The organism is Methylobacterium sp. 092160098-2 (assembly GCF_028920805.1).
GTDB classification, from domain to species: domain Bacteria; phylum Pseudomonadota; class Alphaproteobacteria; order Rhizobiales; family Beijerinckiaceae; genus Methylobacterium; species Methylobacterium fujisawaense.
This window is the reverse complement of the sequence record NZ_JAQPZJ010000001.1, coordinates 4,789,440-4,808,784: the sequence shown is the minus strand read 5'-3', so window position 1 is coordinate 4,808,784 and position 19,345 is coordinate 4,789,440. Positions and strand designations below refer to the sequence as shown.

Below are 19,345 nucleotides of genomic sequence, written 5' to 3'. Positions count from 1 at the left end.
TCGTGCGTAAAATAACTCCCAAGTGTGTTAGTTTATACGCAACCGCTGCAACTCATTGCCAAAGCTTGGCTTTATGTTCTGGCCAAACGGCCGAGCTAAGGCACTAAAACCTATTGTTGAAAGGGTTCCCGTTCTGTTCGCTTGCGTACCTGTTAATAATTTCCATCTATGCCCGGAACAATCCCCCGCCAGGGAATGGGAAATGAACTGGGCCACCAAGATACCGGGACTGGACCCGGCTGACGCCGCCCGAGCGTCCGACATCCAGGCGCGCAAGGCTGCGCTGAATAAAGAGGCTGCCGAGCTGAAAGACAGCATCGTGCGGCGCATCAACGATCTCGTTGACGAAGAAGTCAGTCTCTATCGCGAGATCGTCCGCAAGAAACGATGGACCACGGCGATGTATCCGCCGGCAATTGCCGAGATGGAATACCCGACGCTAGTTAGACTGATCGAAGGCAAGGCCATCACCGCCGATGTCCTCACCGACAGAATTGCCAAAAAGAAAGCTGGTTGATGCTCTACCTGCGCAGTCGCGCCGGGTTGATGCAGGCCATCCGCGACGCCCGCACGGCCCGTGCCACGTTTCCCCGCGCCCGTTACATCCGCCATGTCGCGGCTGACGGGGCGTTCTGCTTCTCGATCTGGCAAGGTGCCTGCCGGGTCGGCACCCTGGCGCCCGCCGAAATCTGACTTCCGCAACACACGCAAGCAAAACCGTGCGCAACACCTTGCGCATTCTTTGCGTGTGCCTATAACAAGCCCTCTCACTTGTTCCGAGGAACAACATGCGCACCGATGCTTTCGCCTCTGCCCCCGCCGCCCCGAACGCTCCGGCGCCCGCGGCGCCCAGCGTGCCCAACGCCTCGCCGGCCCCGGCGCAGCTCAACCAGGGCGAGACGCCCAAGCCCGCCCCCGTCCCGACCCCGACGCCGCCCGTGACCGCTCCGGCCGCGCCGCCGGCCTCCGACACCACCACGGCGCCCGCCGTTGACAAGGCTCCGAAGGCTCCCAAGGGTGAGGCCAAGGCCGCCAAGACCACCAAGGAGCCGCACATGCCGCCGGTCGGCACCGTGACCAAGGACAACCCGACCGGGGCGCCGGTCGCCAGCCAGGCCCCCGGCTCGAACAGTGCCGCCCAGGACGAGGCCATGCAAGGCCTGATGGCCACCGTCGCTGAGCTGGGTCAGGCCGCCGGCCAGGGCGCCAACTCGCTGGGTGAGTTGGCCCTGACGGTCTGCACGGCCGCCAAGAACGGCACCATCTCGGCCGCCACATCCAGCGAGGACGTGGCAATGATCTACGCGGCCTTCCGCAAGGCGAAGGTCGAGGCCCAGGTCGATGCCACCGGCGACAAGGAAGCCGAGAAGGACGACAAGACCCAGGTCGCCACGCTGCGGGTGTTCGCCAAGCTCGGCGCCGCGGACTGGAAGGGCAACGCCCCGGTCATCCTCGCCAAGGCGCGGACGTTCATCAACGAGAAGCTGCCGCGTGCCGAGACCGGCAAGTCGGCCTACTCGTCGCTGAAGATCTTCGCCCGCGCCCAGCTCAAGGCCATCAAGCAGGACGAGAAGTCCAAGCCGCTCACCAACGAGCAGATCAAGTCGCTGCTGGTCAAGCCCGATGCCGGCGAGGACGAGCGCAGCCACGACGAGTATGCTCGCGACGAGCTGGCCGGCATCATGAAGAAGATCGTCAAGCTGCGCGACGGCAACGACGAGCGGCCCGGCTTCGACAACACCGACGTGGATCGGGCCTACGAGCTGATCAACCGGGTCAAGCTCAGCCTCGACAAGAAGATCGCTCCGCCCGAGGCCGAATAAGCCTCACGACGGGACATCCTGTGGCGTGACCATGCTGGAGCGGTATAGGGGACAGGTTGAACCTGTCCCCTTTTTCATGAGGTGAGCCGTGCGTCTGAGCGAGGTAAGGTGGAGCCCGCAGAACAAGACGGCGTTCCGGTCACAGATTTTGTACGACGCCTATGGCGAGATGTTCCTGCTGATGAGGAACCCGGTTGACCTCAGCAAGTTCTCGCCGCTCGAACAGAAGTGCATGGTCTCCCAAGGCCAGCAGTGGGTCTACACCCTGTATGCCAATGGCTCCGACCCGGTGTGGGACACCATGACCCCGGAGGATCGGCTTGCCGAGTTGTTCACCCGGAAGATGACGCCTCTTGAGGCCAAGTGTTGGAAGCTGGAGAACGACAAATGAACACTGCTACCCTTACCAACGGCCACGCCAGCCTGGACGCCCTGCTCGACATGAGCGGCGAGCCCTTCGCCGGCATCCCCGAGACGACGCAGCCCGCCAAGCGCAAGGGCACCAAGGCCCCCGCTGCCGCGCCCCAGGTGGTGCTGGCCCCGGTGGTCAACACCCCGGCGCCCGAGCAGCAGGACAAGCCCCAGGCCGCTATCATCAACCTCGCCGACGCTACGCAGGAGCTGACCCGTCGCCTCGCACGGTCGCTCGGCATGCCGGCCTCCGATGCCGAGCCCTCCCCCAGTGCCTTCGTGCAGGCCATCGAGCGCGTCCACGCCGGACTGACACAGGCGCGGGCCGACCTGGGCGTGTGGGCCGACGAACTGGCCGAACGCGAACGTGCCCTCCTGTCGCGAGAGAAGGCCGTGGAGCGGCGTGAGGCCGAGGCCGCGGCATCCCTGGCTCTGGCGGGCCTGACGCCGCCCACGGGCCGCGCTGTGAAGCGTCAGGGGTGGCTGGCCCGGCTGCTCAAGCGGAGGGGGTGATGCGGCTGGAGCAGATCGTCTGGCGAAAGACGCCGCAAGACATCAGCTACTCACAATATCTGAAGCGCTCAGACGGTATCTGGTGCCGGGCACTTCAGACGGACTACGATGTGCTTTCGGGTGAAAAGACCGGCGCATACTACAAGTTCCAATACATGTATCAGTATCCGGCGTCCGACTGGCTGGGCGGCATGTGGTGCCATAGCAATCCGCTGACTGCCTTGGAGCTTTCATGTTTGCTCCAACACTGTGCGCCGACTGACTGTCACGTCTGGCTACCACGAATGGCGGAGGTGGATCTCCGCGTCCCCAAGGATCACTTCCTGCCCTGGACCGATGCAGAACTTGCAGAAATGCTCCTGGTCACGATCAAGCCTTGACGGTATTACGTAATACTTCTATCTAGTTGTTCCGAGGAACACGCCATGCACGTCAACGACATTCCCTGGAAGCGATCCGGTACGGGCCGAGCGGTCACGCTCTGCGGCCTGGGCGACCGGGTGTTCGACCTCTATCAGGATCGGCTGGACAGCCCGCTGATCCAGGTGTGTGAGTTCCCCTGCATTGGTGCAGACGGCGACGCTCGCACCCTGACCTACTGGATTCAGGAGGATGGCCTTGCCGTCTTCCTTGCTCGTGAATGTTGTTCCGCGGAACACAGCACCAGAGAGGCCGCCTGACATGGAACGCATGGAACTGCTGGACGAGCTGCGCCGCAGCTTCGTCCTGATCACCCTCACGCACCGGGACACCAACCGGCTCAAGTGCGAGGGCCTGTCGAAGGAACAGCGCAAGTCGCTGGTCAACCTGCACGGCGAGATTGTAGGTGCGTTCCACGACAACTCCATCGCGTTCGGCAAGCGCCGGGCGGTGCCGATGTTTATGGTGCCGGATCTGGTGGAGACCGCCGGCAAGGGGCTCGCTGGCCTGAAGCAGCAGCTCGCCGGCCTCACTCCCGATGCCGCAAGCGAGTTCTCGATTGGCATCCGATACGAGCCGGTGCCCGCGGCCGAGCCGTTCGAGAACCTGCCGGATCGGTTTCGCCTGGGCTTCACCCGCCTGCTCGTGGATGGCGCGGTGCGCGACTACGAGACCGGCATGGAAGAGATGCTGCTCGCCCTGCACAGCGCGGCATCCCGGTGCCACGCCCGCTGGTCGGCCTACCACGACTACATCGCCAATCCGCTCAAGGGCGAGCGCATGCTGGTCCGCGAGAGCGTGAACCTCTCCGTCGCCCACAAGGCCCGCGTGCTTCGTGCGGCCAACGTCCAGCAGGATCGCAACATCGATCGGTTCTGCGCCATGGCCGAGTTCGCAGCCACTGACATCAAGGAGCTGCGCCAGGAGCCATCTGTGCGGCTGGAGATGATCGAGAAGGCCCACACCCTGGTCGAGGCCCTGCGTGGGTATCTCAACATCGGCACGGGCGGTGACGACACGGAGGGTGACGAAGAGTGAGCACCGTGCAGCGTGGACGGCCCCCGGAGCACGGCCTGCGCAACACGGCGACGTATCGCGCGTGGGCCTACATCCGCGCCGTGGTGAACAACCCCAACCGCCGGGGTTACGCCACGGTTGGCGGTGCCGGGCTCAAGCACGATCCGCGCTGGGATGAGTTCTCGGAGTTCGTGGCCGACATGGGCGAGTGCCCTGAAGGTCACTGCCTCCGCAGACACGACGCGAGCAAAGGGTTCGATGCCGGCAACTGCTTCTGGCATCTGCCCGCGCGTAAAGACTAAACCCGCCAAGACCGAGGATCACATGAAGCTCAATACTTTCGCCGACCGCATGGTCGGGTACTATCGCACGGGTAACTGCATGACGCTGCGGTCAAAGCCCGGCCGCGGCAAGACCAGCACCATCGAGCGTGCTCCCGCTATCATCGGCGCCGCGCTCGGCAAGCGCATGGGTTTCAGCTACCTATCCGCGCCGACGCTCACCCCGGCGGATCTCGTCGGCTACCTGATCCCGTCGAAGGACGCCAAGGGCAACGCCGCGTCGTTCTTCACCCGTCCGTTCTGGTGGTACACGGCCGAGGGCCTGCCGCTTGAGGACTACGACGGCGGCGTCATCTTCGTGGACGAGGAAGACAAGGCCGATCCCGACATCAAGAAGATCATCGGTGAGATGGGCCTCACCGGCCGCTGCGGGCCGCACACGCTGCCCAACGGCTGGGTGGTGTGGATGGCGGGCAACCTGCGCTCCGACCGCTCCGGCTCCACCCGTGACCTCGATCACCTGATCAACCGCCGCTGCGAGATCAAGATCGATGACGACATGGAGAGCTGGAAGTCCTGGGCGATGGCTGCCGGTATGCCGCCGCTGGCCCTAGCCTTCGCGGAATCGAACTGGCACATTGTTACCGCCGACGCCCCCGAGGTGCAGGGGCCGTGGCCGACGCCGCGCTCGTTCGTGATGTGCATCCTGCACCTGATGCAGTTCGGCGACGGCAGCGGCAAGCTCCCCCACGACAACGCCGCTCAGGAGGATGCGCGGGGCTACATCGGCTCGGCAGCGGCGGCCCAGCTCATGAGCTTCATCCGCCTTGAGTACGAGCTGCCGTCGCTTGAGGACATCCTGGCCGATCCGCTGGGCACCAAAGTGCCGGAGCGTGCCGACGCGCAGATGCTGGTGGCGTACTCGCTGGCGGCTCGTGTCGATGTGGGCAACATCAGCGCGATGGTCGCCTACCTCGACAGGTTCCCGCAGGAGTTCTCGGTGCTGTTCGCCGATGCCGCCTGCAACCGTGACCGGGCGATCCTGAACACTCCTGCGATGGACGGGTGGTGCCAGCGCAACGGCACGCTGATGGTCACAATCTCCAAGCTGCGCGCCAAGCGATAGTTGTTCCGGGAACAACAATGGGCGGCTTCAAACCTGTCCCTGCTCCTGACTACAGCATGGTCGGCGTCATGAACGAGACTGAGCGGACAAAACAGTACGGGTGCCCCCAGTGCGGGGCACCTCCAGGCGAGATGTGCGTGCGGCTCTCGGGCTTCACGAGGCTGCTGCGGAAGAAGCCCAGGCACACGTACACGTGCCACGACAGCCGGAAGGCCAAGCGAATACTAGCCGAGGGTTCATGAACCAGAACGACATCACCAAGCTCGCCGAGGATACGTCCAGCACATCCCAGTTCGTGCTGGAACTCTACACGATGAATGGCACCTTCACCGCGGAGCAGCGGCGTGCCGTCGCCGAGATCGTGCAGCGGGTCTGCACCGGCCTCACCACGCAGCTCGGGATGCTCCTGCCCGAGGGCTACGATATCAAGCTCCGGCACGTCAGCTCCCGCCGGGGCGTCACGCACATCGATGTGGGGGATGGGTGATGCGGTTCGATGATCTTGTGCGTGACCCGATAGCTGACTATCCACCCACAATACTGAGATACAAACTTGTGCGTGGCCAAGATGGAACTGTTTACAGGGTAAATTACAGTAATAATAAAAAACAATATTTTGCATATGATTTTGAATTAACTACTAGAAAGAATGGCAACACTTGGAGACAGAACTTTACCCCGTTGGAGCTGGCCTGCTGGCTCGTTGACAAGGAACCCGCCGATGAAGCTCACCATCATCCCCGCCAGTCAACTCACCCCCAAGCAACGTGAAGCCTGGGCCGAGACGCGCACCGCCCTGCTCTATCAGGCGCCGATGTTCTCGCACCTGATGTACTCCATGATGACCGGCGCGGATGGCGACCAAGCCGTCTGGACCCGCGACGTCGAGACCGCGGCCACCGACGACGCCCGCATCATCGTGAACCCCGAGGGGTTCTTGAGCCGCCCGCTCGGCGACCGGGTGTTCATCGCCGCCCACGAGATCTGCCACGCGATGTTCCGGCATGCTGGGCTCTCCACCGAGTTGGCCCGTGCCGGCAAGATCCGCTACCAAGACGGCAAAGAGCTGCCGTACGGCGATGGCCTGATGCAATACGCGCAGGACATCTTCATCAATAAAATGCTGGTCGAAAGCGACATCGGCACGCTCCCGCCGGACGGCGCCGAAGCTCTCCAGGGCACCGAGAAGTACACCACCAAGATGTCTACGCTCGACATCTACCGCGGCCTGTACGAGGATCAGCAGAAGAACAAGAAAGACAAGAAGGAGCAGCCCGAGTCCCCTCCCCCGCCGCAAGGCTTCGACCAGCACCTGCCACCCGGCTCCGGCACGCAGGAGCAGCCCCAGCAGGCCATGGACGCCCGCGACGAGGAACGGTGGCAGTCCGAGATCCAGGCCGCCCTGGAGGCTGCTGACGCACAGGGGAAGCTATCGCAGAATCTGAAGACTGCGCTGGGTGTTCTTCAGACTGCGCAGACGAGCTACCGCGAGATCATCCGGTCCATGCTGGATCGCTCGGTGGGCACGGGCGGCTACGACTGGCGGATGCCGGACCGGCGGATGATCACACGCGACGACCCGGTGTTCGCCCCCGGCCGGCGCGGCTTCAAGTGCCGCCTGCTCGTGCTGATCGGCGACAGCTCCGGGTCGGTCAACGACCCGACCGTGACGGCGTTCATGAATCAAGTCAGCGGCGTGCTGGAAGAGATGGAGCCCGAGCGCATCCTGTTCGCATGGTGCGACACGCGGGTTCACGGCTGGGAGGAGATCACCTGCTATGCCGACATCGAGCGCGTCCACAAGGCCGGCGCCAAGGGCCGGGGCGGCACCGACTTCCGCCCGGTGTTCGATGGGCTCGCTGAGCTGGGTGAGCAGCCCGAGGCGCTGATCTACCTGACGGACGGCTACGGTCGTTTCCCGTCCGAGCCGCCGCCGTACCAAGTCATCTGGGGTAGCACCACGCAGGGCAAGGTTCGGTATCCGTTCGGCGAAGTCGTCCACGTACCTGTGCAGGCCGAGTGATGCGGTTGGCGGATCTGAATTGGAAACAGATACAACCGAAGCTTTATGAAGCCTGGGTCGTATCAAACGGTGTTCGACTTGAGTTGCGAAAGCACATCTGGGAGTACGACCATTACATTGTTTTCATAGAAGGTAAAATCCCAGGAAAGCATCTACCTGTCAGTTCAGAACTAGAATTAGCCTGCTGGCTCGCCGACAAGGAACCATGCGAACCTACCTCCTCGCCTGCATCTTCATCCACTACGTGAGCACAGCGCTATGAAGCCTGTCACAGACGCGATGCTTCACCCCCTCACCCTGGCGTTCGACCAGGGTCTGCGGGACGGCGTAATCCAAATCGATTACGCCCTGGAGTTCTGCAACCGGGTGTTCGACGCCTACCTAGAGGCGGTGGAGCGGCGAGACGGATCAGCCGCTATCATGCACGACTTCGTGCTGCGTGGTATTGTTCCGCGGAACAAAAAAGAAGCGCGGCACACCGATTAAAGTGTGCCGCGCTTCCTCACCGAGGATCACCATGAACGGCCCCCGCCAGGGCCGGGCAAATAGTTAATGCAATAGAGGCGGGTCGTCAAGTGACGTTCACCAACTACATTGTGCTCGACTTCGAGAGCTTTTACTCGACTAAGCTCGGGTACACGCTGAAGAAGATGACGCCTGTCGAATACTTACTTGACGAGCGGTTCGAGCTGATCGGCTGTGCGGTGATCGACAAGGGGCGCGGCTCCAACTTCCACGATCCGTACTGGCTCGATGGCGCCGACTTCCAGGCGTACATCGACCGCCTCAACCAGCGGCGAGAGCAAGGCGAGAAGATCGTCATGCTCTCGCACAACGCCCTGTTTGACATGTCGCTGCTGGCGTGGCGGTTCGGCTTCGTGCCGGACATCATGGTGGACACCATGGGCATGTCCCAGGCGCTGCTGGCGCCCAAGGTCGGCTTCGTGTCGCTCGCCAAGATCTCGGAGCACTTAGGGATCGGCCAGAAGGGCGACACCGTGGTGCGGGTGGACGGCATGACGCTGGCCGACATCAAGGCCGCCGGCCTCTACCAACGCTACGCGCAGTATTCGCTGAACGACGCGGTGCTGTGCGACCAGACCTACCAGCGGCTGGCGCCGAAGTTTCCCCGGCAAGAATACCTCGTCAAGGACACAGTGCTGCGGTGTGCCGTCAAACCGCACTTCGTCTTGAACGAAGACATCCTGCACGAACACCTCGCCCAGGTGCGTGCCGACAAGGCGCAACTCCTGGCGACCGCTGGGGTTGAGGTCGATGAGTGGGGCAAGGCCCCGGCCCTGATGTCGAACGACAAGTTCGCGGATCTGCTGCGCGGGCTGGGGGTCGAGCCCCCGATGAAGATCAGCCTCACCACCGGCAAGCCGACCTATGCCTTCGCCAAGGCGGATCAGGGGTTCGCCGAACTACTGGAGCACAATGATGTTGCGATTCAAACTCTGGCTGCTGCGCGCGTTGGCGTCAAATCTACTATCGAGGAATCGCGTACCTTACGATTCATGTCTATTGCTCGACAGAGATGGCAACTGCAAGATCAGCGTGCCGCCAATGGTGGCAACGCTGGATGGCTACCCGTTGCGCTTAAATATAGCGGAGCACATACACATCGACTATCGGGTGAATGGAAGCTCAACCTACAGAACCTCCCCCGTGGCGGACGCCTACGTGATGCTCTCCAAGTCAAGCCCGGCTACGTCGTCGTAACCTGCGACGCCTCGCAGATCGAGGCGCGCATCGCGGCGTGGCTGGCCGCTATCATCCTCGGTGAACCCTCCACACTGGTCGAGGCGTTCGAACGTGGTGACGACGTGTACTCGCTGTTCGCCAGCGTTCACATCTACCACCGGACCATTACCAAGGCCGACAAGAAAGAGCGCTTCGTCGGCAAGCAGGCAATCCTGGGCCTGGGCTTCGGCATGGGCTACATCCGCTACATGGTGCAGGTCCGCAAGGACAGCCGCCTCCAGCTCAACATCGAGATCATCCTCACCGAGGACGAGAGCCGGCAGATCGTCAACGGCTACCGCTTCGGCATGGCCCCCGCCGTGCCCAAGGCGTGGCGCACCCTCCAGCAGGCCATCCCGCTGCTCCAGGGCGGCAACAGCGGCTACCAGTTCGGCCCCATGACCTTCGGCGACCGGGAGATCATCGGGCCCACGGGGCTGCCGCTGTTCTACCCCGAGCTGGAGCAAGTGCCGGGCGACAAGGGCCTGGAGTGGAAGTTCCGATCCGGCCGGATGCACAAGCGCCTGTTCGGAGGAAAACTCTATGAGAACATCGTACAACATCTCGCCAGATGCTGTAACACCGACGCCATGCTGAAGGTCCGCATGCGCACGGGCGTGGATCTGGCGCTCCAGGCGCATGACGAGCTGGTCTACGTGGTGCCGGGCGGCATCAACAGCGCTGGCGAGCCCACGGGCTACGCCAAGGACTTCAGGGACACCCTGCTGGCCATCATGCACGAGCGGCCATCCTGGGGCCCCACACTGCCCTTGGCGGCCGAGGCCGGAGTTGGTCTGTCGTATGGGCAGAGTAAGTGATGGCATCTTGGCGGAAAGTTGATGGCTGGCCATACGAAGTCAGCCGCGCCGGTTTGGTCCGGCATGTCCGTTTTAAGAAGGTGTTGCGCCCAATGTGGTGTGGCCGCAAACGCAAGCAGTACGCGACTGTTCGGATGTGCGATGGCCAGGGCGGGTACAAGGACGCCAAAGTCCATATCCTCGTCTTGGAAGCATTTGTGGGCCCGAGACCAGACGGCATGCAAGGTCTCCACAAAAGCGACAACGCACGGAACAACCGCCTGTCGAACCTGTACTGGGGCACACCCAGTCAGAACGCAGTCGATGCCGTTAACAACGGCGACCATCTAGATGCCTGGGCAATCCGCGACATTCGTGAACTGCGTGGGCGTAAAGTGCTCGGGCGGATCGTTGCTGCGAAGTACGGCATATCCGAACAGATGGTCTGCGACATCTTCAAGCGACGCTGCTACTCGCATCTGTGAGGCGAAAATGATCGCGACCATTGCCATATGCATCGCGTTCCTGATCATCAGCAACTGGGTCAACCACAACGAGATCCGGTTGCTTCGCAAGGAACTGAAGCAAATCCGCGGAAGACTTGACGATCTGGACTAATTCTATTACGTAATACTAGAGCGTTGTCTGCGGGCACCGCTCTATGAGCTGTGAGCGAATGATGGCCTTCATGGAACGCGGATCGAATATGTGGCTCGTCCACGTAAACGGCGTGCCGGGCAACTACGTGGTTGCATACAACCACGCCGAGGCGATAGACACCGCACGAAAGCTGTACGGCAAGAATGGCGAGGCCATCGTCGTCAGTCACGTTAGCTCTGTCATACATACGGACAACTGATGGCCTTCACCGCGACCACCACACGACACCGCCCCCGCTACGTCGCCTGGAGCTACAGCAAGCTCAAGAACTGGCGTGACTGCCCCCGCAAGCACGGCGAAGTCGATCTGGCCAAGAAGTGGTCCGAAGGCGGGGAGAACGAACACATCCAGTTTGGCAACGCCGTTCACGAAGCCATGGAGCACAGGTTGTTCCACGGAACACCTATCCCGGCACACCTCCAATCCACGCTCCAGATGAACCTGGAGACGGCCGCGGGCAAAGTCCTTCAGGGTGACGCCAATGCCGAGGCGTGGATGAAGCGCACAGGCGGGCTCCTTCTGCCGGAACAGCAGCTCGCCATGACCGATGACTTCCAGCCGGCCGAGTGGATGGATCGCACGAAGATGGTCTGGCTGCGCGCCAAGATCGACGTGACCAAGATCCTGGGCCCGGCAGCCCTGCTCTACGACTGGAAAACCGGCAAGGTCAGCGACCGCGAGAGCGACCAGCTCGTGATCTCGGCGGCGATGATCTTCGCGAAATACCCCCAGGTGCAGAAGATCCGCACCTGTTACGTCTGGCTGAAGCCCGACGCGACGACCACGCTCGACGTGACCCGTGACCAGATGCCGGAGTTCTGGACCAAGATCCTGCCGGAGATCGCCCGCTACACCAAGGACGTACAGACGAGCAACTTCCCGCCGAAGCCTTCGGGGCTTTGCGGATGGTGCCCCGTGAAGTCCTGCGAACACAATCCGAAGGACTAGCAATGACCGGCATACTTGTTAAGAACTTCGCGGATCGTAAGTTTTGCTCGGCGTTGTGCGATGTGCTTCAGAAGTTCATCGACGGGAACGTTGTCATCGTGCGTATCGAGTTGATCGAAGACCCTGGCCGGGGCAACCGTGCGCTGGTGTTCTGGTACTCTAAGGTCAGCGAAGGCGTCGCGTCTCGTCAGGCCGGAAAACGCGACGAGGATATTCCCAAGTATCCTATCGAGGTGAACGTGTCGATCTGGAACACGCACGTCGATACGGATCTGATCTTGGCCAAGTTCGCATTGGTGAGGTGAGCATGCGCAGTTTCATGTTCTATGCTTCCGCAATATTAGTTGGAACCATGCTTGGTAGCGCATTCGGCATAGCCATGGTCTTCACGGTCAAACTGTTACTTGGAGTTTGATATGACGCCCGAGGGGAAAGTTAAGAAGAAAGTCAAAGACCTTATTGCTCAGTATCCGCACGTCTACAGCGAGTGGCCGGTGCCGGGCGGTTACGGCAAGTCCGGCCTCGACTGCTGGGGCATCATCGACGGCAAGGCGTTCGCCGTTGAGACCAAGCGTGCAGGCCAAGTGCTGACTGATCGGCAGACCAAATGCATGAACGAAATGCTTGCCGCGGGCGGCGCCGTGTTTGTGGTGGCCGGCGATGATCAGTACGGGTTCACACAGCTCAAGGCGTTTCTCGACGCCAACTCGGTGGGCTGCACCGCGATCAGAAATGTTCCAAGGAACAACGCATGATCCACGTCGCGCCCTCGACACTGCTCGCTGACCCGTTCGACCCGAACACCTTCGACGTGGAGCTTCCTGATGATGCGTGCTTTATCAGCCTGTCGGATCGGTGGGACATCCACGCCATCGTGGATCGGCAAGACTACGAGTGGGCGCGGAAGTTCAAGTGGTGCCACACCTACGGGTCTGGGCCATTCTCTGAAATATTTCCTGGCTATTTTGTTACCCCTCGCCCTGATCACATCTACGCCCGCAACTGCGCGGGTGGCGCCACACGGTGGCTACACCGGGAGATACTTGTTCGTGCTGTCGGGCAACCGCGGTACAAACGGGCTATCGGGGATCACCTCAACGGGAAAACCCTGGACTGCCGGCGATCTAATCTTCGGTGGGCGACGCCTCGAATGAATGCGCGCAACACGCCGAACAGCATGGTGCGAAAGAAATTTCTCAAGCTGGCCAACGCGGTAGCCCAATGATCCACGTAGCTGAGAAGCACCGGGTGCTGGCAGTGCCGGCGATCCCCGCGGTCCTGGCGCAATTCCCATCCGCCAAGGTCGTAGACTTCCACGGCCAGTCCGCACTGATCCCGCACACATTCAGGGACACGCGGCTCCTGCGCGCCATGGGGTTCGAGGTGCCGGCCCCGGTCCTGTACCACTACGACTGGCCGCACCCGCCTGGGCAGCCGCCGTTCGAGGCGCAGCGCAAGACCGTGGCGATGCTGACTACGAACCAGCGCGGCTACGTGCTCAACGACAAGGGCACCGGCAAGACCCGCTGCGGACTGTGGGCGTTCGACTACCTGAAGAAGGCCGGGCTCGCCAAGAAGCTCCTGGTGGTGGCCCCGCTCTCGACCCTGCACTTCACCTGGGGGCGCAGTGTGTTCGAGATGGTGCCGCACCTCTCGCACGTCGTCGTCCACGGCGACAAGAAGAAGCGCCAGAAGCTGCTGGCCCAGGACCACGACATCTACATCATCAACCACCACGGCCTCACGGTCGTGCTGGACGAGCTGGTCGCCCGCACCGACATCGACTGCGTGCTGATCGATGAGCTGACGGCATTCCGCACGTTCAATACGACCCTGAACAAGGCGGCTCGCAAGCTCGTGGCCGGCAAGCCGTTCGCCTGGGGCATGACCGGCAGCCCGACCCCGGAGAGCCCGGTGGACGCCTACGGGCAGTGCATGGTGCTCACCCCCGACACGGTGCCGCGGCGGTTCTCGCATTTCCGCGACATGACCATGACCAAGATCACTCAGTTCAAGTACGTCGCCCGGCCCGACGCCAAGGACACGGTGCTGCGGGCGATGCAGCCGGCGGTGCGGTTCACGCTGGAGGATGTTACCGAGCTGCCGGACGTGGTGGTGCAGCCGGTCAAGATCGGCATGGGCAAGAAGCAGACGGAGACCTACGAGGCCCTGCGCAAGGAAGCCTGCGCCCAGGTCGGCACCGGGGAGATCACGGCGGCCAATGCCGGTGCCGTGCTCAACAAGATGCTTCAGGTCTCCATCGGCTACGTCTACGCCAAGGAAGAAGGCGCCACCGAACGGCATGTTATCGCCCTCGACAACGAAGAACGTCTGGAGCGTCTGATACAGGACATCGGCGAGAGCAGCCGCAAGGTCATTGTGTTTGCACCGTTCACCCACGCCCTGCGCGGGATCAGCGAGCACTTGACCAAGAACAAGATCGAGCACGCCAGCGTTGACGGCTCCACGCCGAGCGCCGAGCGGGACAAGGTGTTCGGTCTGTTCCAGAACACCGACAAGTTCAAGGCCATCGTGGCACACCCCAAGTGCATGAGCCACGGCGTGACCTTGACGGCGGCCGACACCATCATCTGGTTCGGCCCCATCGACAGCCACGAGACCTTCGACCAAGCCAATGCCCGTATTCGCAGGGTGTCGCAAAGGTTCAAGCAGCTCGTGTTGCTATACCAAGGCAGTAAAGCCGAGGAGACCAGCTACAAGCGGTTGAACAACAAACAGACTATGCAGGACGGAGTGCTTGCATTGTTCGCCCAAAATCAGGTATAACGCCCCCCCTCGCCAGGATCACCATGAACATCATCACACCCCCTCCCCCGCCTGCACTGGTCGTGCCGAAGGTCGGCACAGACATCTCGGCCTATATCGAGCGGTACATCAAGATCCGCGACAAGAAGGACGAGATCAAGAAGCGCCATCAAGAGGAGCTGAAGCCCTTCAACGATGCGCTCTACGTGATCGAGCAAGGTTTCCTCGATCACCTCAACGGCTCCAACAGCGACAACGCTGTGGCGAAGAACGTCGGCACCGCCTACCGGCAGTCCAAGCCATCCGCCAAGATCGAGGATGCTTCGACCTTCCGTCGCCATGTCATTGGCTCCGAGGCGTGGCACCTCGTGGACTGGCGTGCCAACGCCAACGCCATTCAGGAGGCCATGGTCGAGACCAGCGAGCCGGTGCCGGGTATCCGGTTTGCCGTCGAGACCTACGTCAACATCCGCCGGGCTTGATTGCCCGGCACCAAATGTTCCGCGGAACACCAACGAGGTATCACATGTCAAACGGTATGGTTGTGGCCGGCGCGAATCCGGCAGCCCTGTTCCCCGGCTTCACGCTCTCGCAGCGTGCGCTCCAAGCGATGCAGCAGCGCGGCCCGCAGCCGAGCGAGCTGGGCGGTGGCATTACCGGCGGCTTCGGCGTCATCAGCTACAAGGGCAAGGTCTGGCGCATCAAGTTCGGCGGCGAGGAAGTCGCCCTGCGCACTCGTGACCCGAACACGGGTGTCGAGACTGCGCAGTCCTACATTGAGGTGGTGATCATCAAGTCCACCACGCACCTGACCAAGACGTGGTACGAGACCCAGTACGTCGAGGGCTCGAACGCCGCACCGGACTGCGCATCGAGCGACGGCGTGAAGCCGGACCTCGCCAGCCCCAAGCGCCAGAACGATCTGTGCGCGACCTGCAAGTGGAACCAGTACGGTTCGCGGGTCAACGCCAACGGCACCGGACGCGGCAAGGCGTGCCAGGACACCAAGCGGTTGGCGGTCGTGCCGTACCCGGATCTGGAGAACGAGGGCAACGGTGGCCCGATGCTCCTGCGCATCCCGCCGGCATCGCTTGCCAACCTCGCGAAGTTCGCCGGGCTGATGGAGCGCAACGGCTACCCGTTCTACGGTGTGTCGGTCTACCTCTACTTCGAGGGCGACGAGGCGTACCCGCAGATCGCCTTCAAGCCGGCACGCCCGCTGAGCGATGCCGAGTTCGCGGTGATCGAGGCATACCGCAACGACGACCGCGTAGCCCGCGTGCTCAATTCAGCGGACACCACGTTCGAGGCCCCCGCTGCCCCGCCGCCTGTCGAGCCGCTGTTCGGTGCTCCCCCAGCCGCTGCGCAGTTGCCGGCACCGCAGGCGGCTCCCGTGGCTCCGCAGCCGGCACCGCAGGCGGTTCCCCCAGCTCCCGTGCCCCAGGCAGCGCCTCCTGCTCCGGTCCCCCAGGCGCCGGCTCCCCAGGCCCCTGTGCCCCCGGCTCCGATGCAGCCCCTGGAGACGCAGCAGTTCGCACAGCATCCCCAGCAGGCTGCTCCGCAGGCCCACCAGCCGGCTCCCCCGCCCGCTGCGGCGCCTGCACCCGCGCCGCAGCCCATGGCCGCCCAGGAGGCTCCTGGCGCAGCCCAGGCCGCACCGGCTCCCGAGCAGTCCATCGATGACTACCTCGACGCCCTTGGCGGCATGTGAGTGGTACGACGCCGGGACATTCCGCCCCGGCGTTCTAGTTCGTGTTGAGGACTGTCCTGATGGCCCTGGAAGCAGCGAGGACGTATCTGGAGCGCGTCGTGCCCTGGATCGAGGGCTCACACGTCAACCTGCACTGGACCGTCCCCAACCGGAAGTTCGACCAGAGCAAGACCGAGGGTAAGGGCAACAAGAAGTTCTACTTGAACGGCATGGCGTTCACCTCGCCATCCGCTGCGATTGACCAGCTAACGTACCTGACCAGCGGCCGGGCCACGGCCCAGGACATCTACGCCTGCATGTCGTCACAGCAGCTCGCCGAGACCAAGGTGGTCGGCGGGCGCAGCTTTTTAGAAGCCAAGCGTGGCACCGAGAACGTCGCTGGCATCAAAGCGCTCTACATCGACCTCGACGTGAAGGCAGACAGCTACGCGACGCCGGGTGCGGCCTTCGGTGAGCTGCGCCGGTTCATCGCGGAAGTCGGCCTGCCGCGCCCCACCCTGGCTGTGTCCAGCGGGACGGGCGGCGCGCACATCTACTGGGTGCTCGACAAGGTGCTCCCGCGTGCCGAGTGGCAGCCGCTCGCCAACGCGCTCGCCGAGGCCACCCGCCGCCACGGCCTGAAGGTGGACAGCAACTGCACCGTGGACAGCGCACGGCTCCTGCGCGTGCCGGAGACATGGAACTACAAGGGCACGCCCCCGCTGCCTGTGACCATGGGCAAGGTGATCCAGCCGAACGACGTGCCACTGGACGACATCCGGCGCATCCTGCTGCCGTACATGGGCGCCACGGTCGTGCGGCTGCCGACCGCCATGGCTCCGTCCGGCAAGCCCGCCCTACCTCAGTCCGAGCTGTCGGCCGGCATTCAGGCGCCTCAGGCGCCGCCCATCGACATCGACAGCATCAAACCGCTGTGCGGCTTCGTGGCCACCGCCCTCGACACGGGCGGGCAGGGCTACGCGCAGCCGCTGTGGAACCTGACGACGCTGCTCGCGACGTTCACGCAATCTGCTCGGGGCGACGGCCGGTGGGCCGCGCACGAGATGGCGAAGGGGCACCCTGGCTATGATCTTGGCACCACCGATGCCCTCTATGACCGCAAAGTCGCCGAGCGGGATGTCCGCAACATCGGTTGGCCAAGTTGTTCCGCGGTACAAAACGCCGGCTGCACTTCGTGCGCGACGTGCCCGCTCAACCACCTCAATAAGTCGCCGCTATCATTCGGCCAGCCTGTCAGCGTCGTGGCGTCGGGTGCGGCGGCGTCTCCGGCTGGCCCTGGGCCGGGGACGGTCAGCGCCGCTCCTGCTGCTCCTCATCCCCTACCTAGCCCTTACGTTTATCGCCCTTCGGGTGTGATCGCTCGGGCGACGGTGCAGGAGGACAACACCGTCAAGCTGATCGACGTGTGCCCCTACCCGCTGCACAGCGCCTGGGTGCAGCAGTCGCCGTGGGTCCTGCACTTCAAGGCCCGCCTCGGCGCGCATGGGTTCGAGGCGAACATCTCGATCCAGACCACCCACCTCAACTCGCGGGAGTACGCAAAGCACCTAGCTGCACAGGGGCTGATGGTGGCCCGCCAGTACGGCCCGCTGCTTCAGGAGTTCCTTATGGCCTGGGTTCACGACATCCAGCAGAGGCGGGATGCCGTAGTCTCGTCGTCGCCGTTCGGCTGGTCCGTCTTGAACGACGTGATCGACGGGTTCGTGTACGACGGCCGGGTGTGGACTGGTGGTGCCGACAAGCCCGCCGCCAGCCCGAACCAAGTCATCGCCGACCAGTACAGCCCCCGTGGCTCCGTGGAGCCCTGGAAAGACGCCGCCAAGGTCATCACCGACCAGCGCCGGCCGGCGCTCGACGCGATCCTGGCGGGCTCGTTTGGCGCTCCGCTGATGCGGTTCACCGGCCAGTCCGGTTCGGTGATGTCGGCCTACTCGATCAGCTCCGGCATCGGGAAGTCCACCACGGCCGACGTGGCGCAATCCGTGTGGGGCCATCCGAAGAAGGCGATGAACTCACTCTCCGACACCCAGAACTCAGTGATCAACAAGGCCGGCACGCTCCGGTCGCTGCCGCTGATCTGGGACGAGCTGAAGGGCGAGGACCAGAAGGAAGCCTTCATGCGGCTGGCCTTCCAGATCTCGGGCGGCAAGGAGAAGTCCCGGCTCAACGCCGACAGCACGCAGCGCGATCCCGGCACATGGCAGACCATGGTCATCGTGCTGGCGAACGACAGCCTGCTCGGATCGATGCAGAAGCGCCTGCGGTCCACGGACGCCGGCATCCTGCGGGTGTTCGAGTACGAGGTGCCGGACCCGCCCGCGGGTGCGCTCCAGAACCACGGCGTGGTCTCCCGCCTGATCGCGCGGACCCACGAAAACTACGGCCATGCCGGGCTGATCTACGCCAAGTTCCTCGGCGCCAACCACGCCCGGTGTGCTGCCGAGATGGCCAAGGTGCAGGACGCCCTGACCGTCAAGCTGAAGGCGCGCAACGACGAGCGGTTCTGGATCGCCAACATGGCGTGCTGCATCCAAGGCGCCCGGTACGCCAACGAGCTGGGGTTGACCCAGATCGACGTGCAGGGCCTGACCAAGTTCTTGATCGCCACGCTGCTGACGCTTCGCAGCCAACGCGAAGCGGCCACCGTGAACATTATGAAGCCGGAGGTGCTGGAGGGCATCCTCGCCCAGTTCCTGGGCGAGATGGCGGCCAAGCACACCCTGACGACGGACAGCATCCCGATGGGGCCGGGCCGTCCCAAGAGCTGCACGGCGCTGGGCGACCACACCCGCCTGGATGCCGTCTACGTCCGGCACGCAAAGGACGACAAGATCTACGTGATCTCGCAGCCGGTGTTCCACGACTGGCTGACGCGCCGGGAGCTGCCGGCGTTCACGTTGATGAAGGCCCTCAAGGACGCCTACCCGGCGGCTGTGAGGACCGGGGTGCTGCGCGACATGACGAGCGGCACCGCATGGTTCGCGGGCGGCATGCGGACCCAGACGGTGGAGTTCCACTACGCTGGGACAACCTTCCGCAAGGCCGCCGGTGAAGTGGAGGAAAGCGCGAAGCTCGCGACTGCCCTGCCATAGTTGTTCCGCGGAAC

At 63.2% G+C, this 19,345-nt stretch carries 24 protein-coding genes; all 24 read left to right on the top strand.

Going from position 1 to position 19,345, the window contains the following annotated elements; genetic code table 11:
• The first annotated feature begins 202 nt into the window (after positions 1-202).
• The 24 genes from PQI07_RS22740 (at position 203) to PQI07_RS22625 (ending at position 19,331) form a co-directional block, all read left to right on the top strand.
• Positions 203-517, top strand: a complete 315-nt coding sequence (locus PQI07_RS22740; protein WP_274927473.1) for a hypothetical protein — start codon at positions 203-205, stop codon at positions 515-517.
• Complete coding sequence (locus PQI07_RS22735; protein WP_274927472.1) at positions 514-693, top strand: hypothetical protein; 180 nt, start codon at positions 514-516, stop codon at positions 691-693. The genes PQI07_RS22740 and PQI07_RS22735 overlap by 4 nt, the downstream gene beginning before the upstream one ends.
• 95 nt (positions 694-788) lie before the next feature.
• Complete coding sequence (locus PQI07_RS22730; protein WP_274927471.1) at positions 789-1,823, top strand: hypothetical protein; 1,035 nt, start codon at positions 789-791, stop codon at positions 1,821-1,823.
• An 88-nt stretch (positions 1,824-1,911) separates the two neighbouring features.
• Positions 1,912-2,214 (top strand): hypothetical protein, encoded by a 303-nt coding sequence (locus PQI07_RS22725; RefSeq protein WP_274927470.1) that lies wholly within the window; start codon positions 1,912-1,914, stop codon positions 2,212-2,214.
• Positions 2,211-2,747: a hypothetical protein gene (locus PQI07_RS22720; RefSeq protein WP_274927469.1), complete on the top strand. Its 537-nt coding sequence runs from the start codon at positions 2,211-2,213 to the stop codon at positions 2,745-2,747. The genes PQI07_RS22725 and PQI07_RS22720 overlap by 4 nt, the downstream gene beginning before the upstream one ends.
• A complete protein-coding gene (locus PQI07_RS22715) occupies positions 2,747-3,127 on the top strand; it encodes a hypothetical protein (RefSeq protein ID WP_274927468.1) in 381 nt (126 codons plus the stop codon). Before PQI07_RS22720 ends, PQI07_RS22715 begins: the two co-directional genes overlap by 1 nt.
• 45 nt (positions 3,128-3,172) lie before the next feature.
• A complete protein-coding gene (locus PQI07_RS22710; protein ID WP_274927467.1) occupies positions 3,173-3,427 on the top strand; it encodes a hypothetical protein in 255 nt (84 codons plus the stop codon).
• A gap of 1 nt (position 3,428) precedes the next feature.
• Entirely contained in the window at positions 3,429-4,205 is a 777-nt protein-coding gene (locus PQI07_RS22705; RefSeq protein ID WP_274927466.1) for a hypothetical protein, read from the top strand.
• Positions 4,202-4,486: a hypothetical protein gene (locus PQI07_RS22700; RefSeq protein ID WP_274927465.1), complete on the top strand. Its 285-nt coding sequence runs from the start codon at positions 4,202-4,204 to the stop codon at positions 4,484-4,486. Before PQI07_RS22705 ends, PQI07_RS22700 begins: the two co-directional genes overlap by 4 nt.
• A 22-nt stretch (positions 4,487-4,508) precedes the next feature.
• The gene (locus PQI07_RS22695; protein ID WP_274927464.1) at positions 4,509-5,591 is read left to right on the top strand and encodes a hypothetical protein; all 1,083 of its coding nucleotides are present in this window, start codon (positions 4,509-4,511) and stop codon (positions 5,589-5,591) included.
• 238 nt (positions 5,592-5,829) lie between these two features.
• Positions 5,830-6,078: a hypothetical protein gene (locus PQI07_RS22690; protein WP_274927463.1), complete on the top strand. Its 249-nt coding sequence runs from the start codon at positions 5,830-5,832 to the stop codon at positions 6,076-6,078.
• 234 nt (positions 6,079-6,312) lie between these two features.
• On the top strand, positions 6,313-7,614 hold the full coding sequence (locus PQI07_RS22685) for a vWA domain-containing protein (protein WP_274927462.1): 1,302 nt from the start codon (positions 6,313-6,315) through the stop codon (positions 7,612-7,614).
• A gap of 258 nt (positions 7,615-7,872) precedes the next feature.
• Entirely contained in the window at positions 7,873-8,100 is a 228-nt protein-coding gene (locus tag PQI07_RS22680) for a hypothetical protein (protein WP_274927461.1), read from the top strand.
• Positions 8,101-8,189: 89 nt separating this feature from the next.
• Entirely contained in the window at positions 8,190-10,175 is a 1,986-nt protein-coding gene (locus PQI07_RS22675) for a DNA polymerase (RefSeq protein ID WP_274927460.1), read from the top strand.
• Complete coding sequence (locus PQI07_RS22670) at positions 10,175-10,639, top strand: HNH endonuclease signature motif containing protein (protein WP_274927459.1); 465 nt, start codon at positions 10,175-10,177, stop codon at positions 10,637-10,639. The genes PQI07_RS22675 and PQI07_RS22670 overlap by 1 nt, the downstream gene beginning before the upstream one ends.
• Positions 10,640-10,830: 191 nt before the next feature.
• Complete coding sequence (locus tag PQI07_RS22665) at positions 10,831-11,013, top strand: hypothetical protein (RefSeq protein ID WP_274927458.1); 183 nt, start codon at positions 10,831-10,833, stop codon at positions 11,011-11,013.
• On the top strand, positions 11,013-11,762 hold the full coding sequence (locus PQI07_RS22660) for a PD-(D/E)XK nuclease family protein (RefSeq protein ID WP_274927457.1): 750 nt from the start codon (positions 11,013-11,015) through the stop codon (positions 11,760-11,762). The genes PQI07_RS22665 and PQI07_RS22660 overlap by 1 nt, the downstream gene beginning before the upstream one ends.
• 2 nt (positions 11,763-11,764) lie before the next feature.
• A complete protein-coding gene (locus tag PQI07_RS22655) occupies positions 11,765-12,067 on the top strand; it encodes a hypothetical protein (RefSeq protein ID WP_274927456.1) in 303 nt (100 codons plus the stop codon).
• Between the two features lie 111 nt (positions 12,068-12,178).
• Complete coding sequence (locus PQI07_RS22650) at positions 12,179-12,517, top strand: hypothetical protein (protein ID WP_274927455.1); 339 nt, start codon at positions 12,179-12,181, stop codon at positions 12,515-12,517.
• Positions 12,514-12,987: an HNH endonuclease gene (locus tag PQI07_RS22645; protein ID WP_274927454.1), complete on the top strand. Its 474-nt coding sequence runs from the start codon at positions 12,514-12,516 to the stop codon at positions 12,985-12,987. The genes PQI07_RS22650 and PQI07_RS22645 overlap by 4 nt, the downstream gene beginning before the upstream one ends.
• Positions 12,984-14,549 carry an SNF2-related protein gene (locus PQI07_RS22640; protein WP_274927453.1) on the top strand — a complete coding sequence of 522 codons (1,566 nt, stop codon included), beginning with the start codon at positions 12,984-12,986 and terminating at the stop codon, positions 14,547-14,549. The genes PQI07_RS22645 and PQI07_RS22640 overlap by 4 nt, the downstream gene beginning before the upstream one ends.
• 23 nt (positions 14,550-14,572) lie before the next feature.
• Positions 14,573-15,010: a hypothetical protein gene (locus tag PQI07_RS22635; protein ID WP_274927452.1), complete on the top strand. Its 438-nt coding sequence runs from the start codon at positions 14,573-14,575 to the stop codon at positions 15,008-15,010.
• Positions 15,011-15,054: 44 nt separating this feature from the next.
• Positions 15,055-16,239 (top strand): hypothetical protein, encoded by a 1,185-nt coding sequence (locus PQI07_RS22630; RefSeq protein WP_274927451.1) that lies wholly within the window; start codon positions 15,055-15,057, stop codon positions 16,237-16,239.
• A gap of 59 nt (positions 16,240-16,298) precedes the next feature.
• The gene (locus tag PQI07_RS22625; RefSeq protein WP_274927450.1) at positions 16,299-19,331 is read left to right on the top strand and encodes a DUF927 domain-containing protein; all 3,033 of its coding nucleotides are present in this window, start codon (positions 16,299-16,301) and stop codon (positions 19,329-19,331) included.
• Positions 19,332-19,345 lie beyond the last annotated feature (14 nt).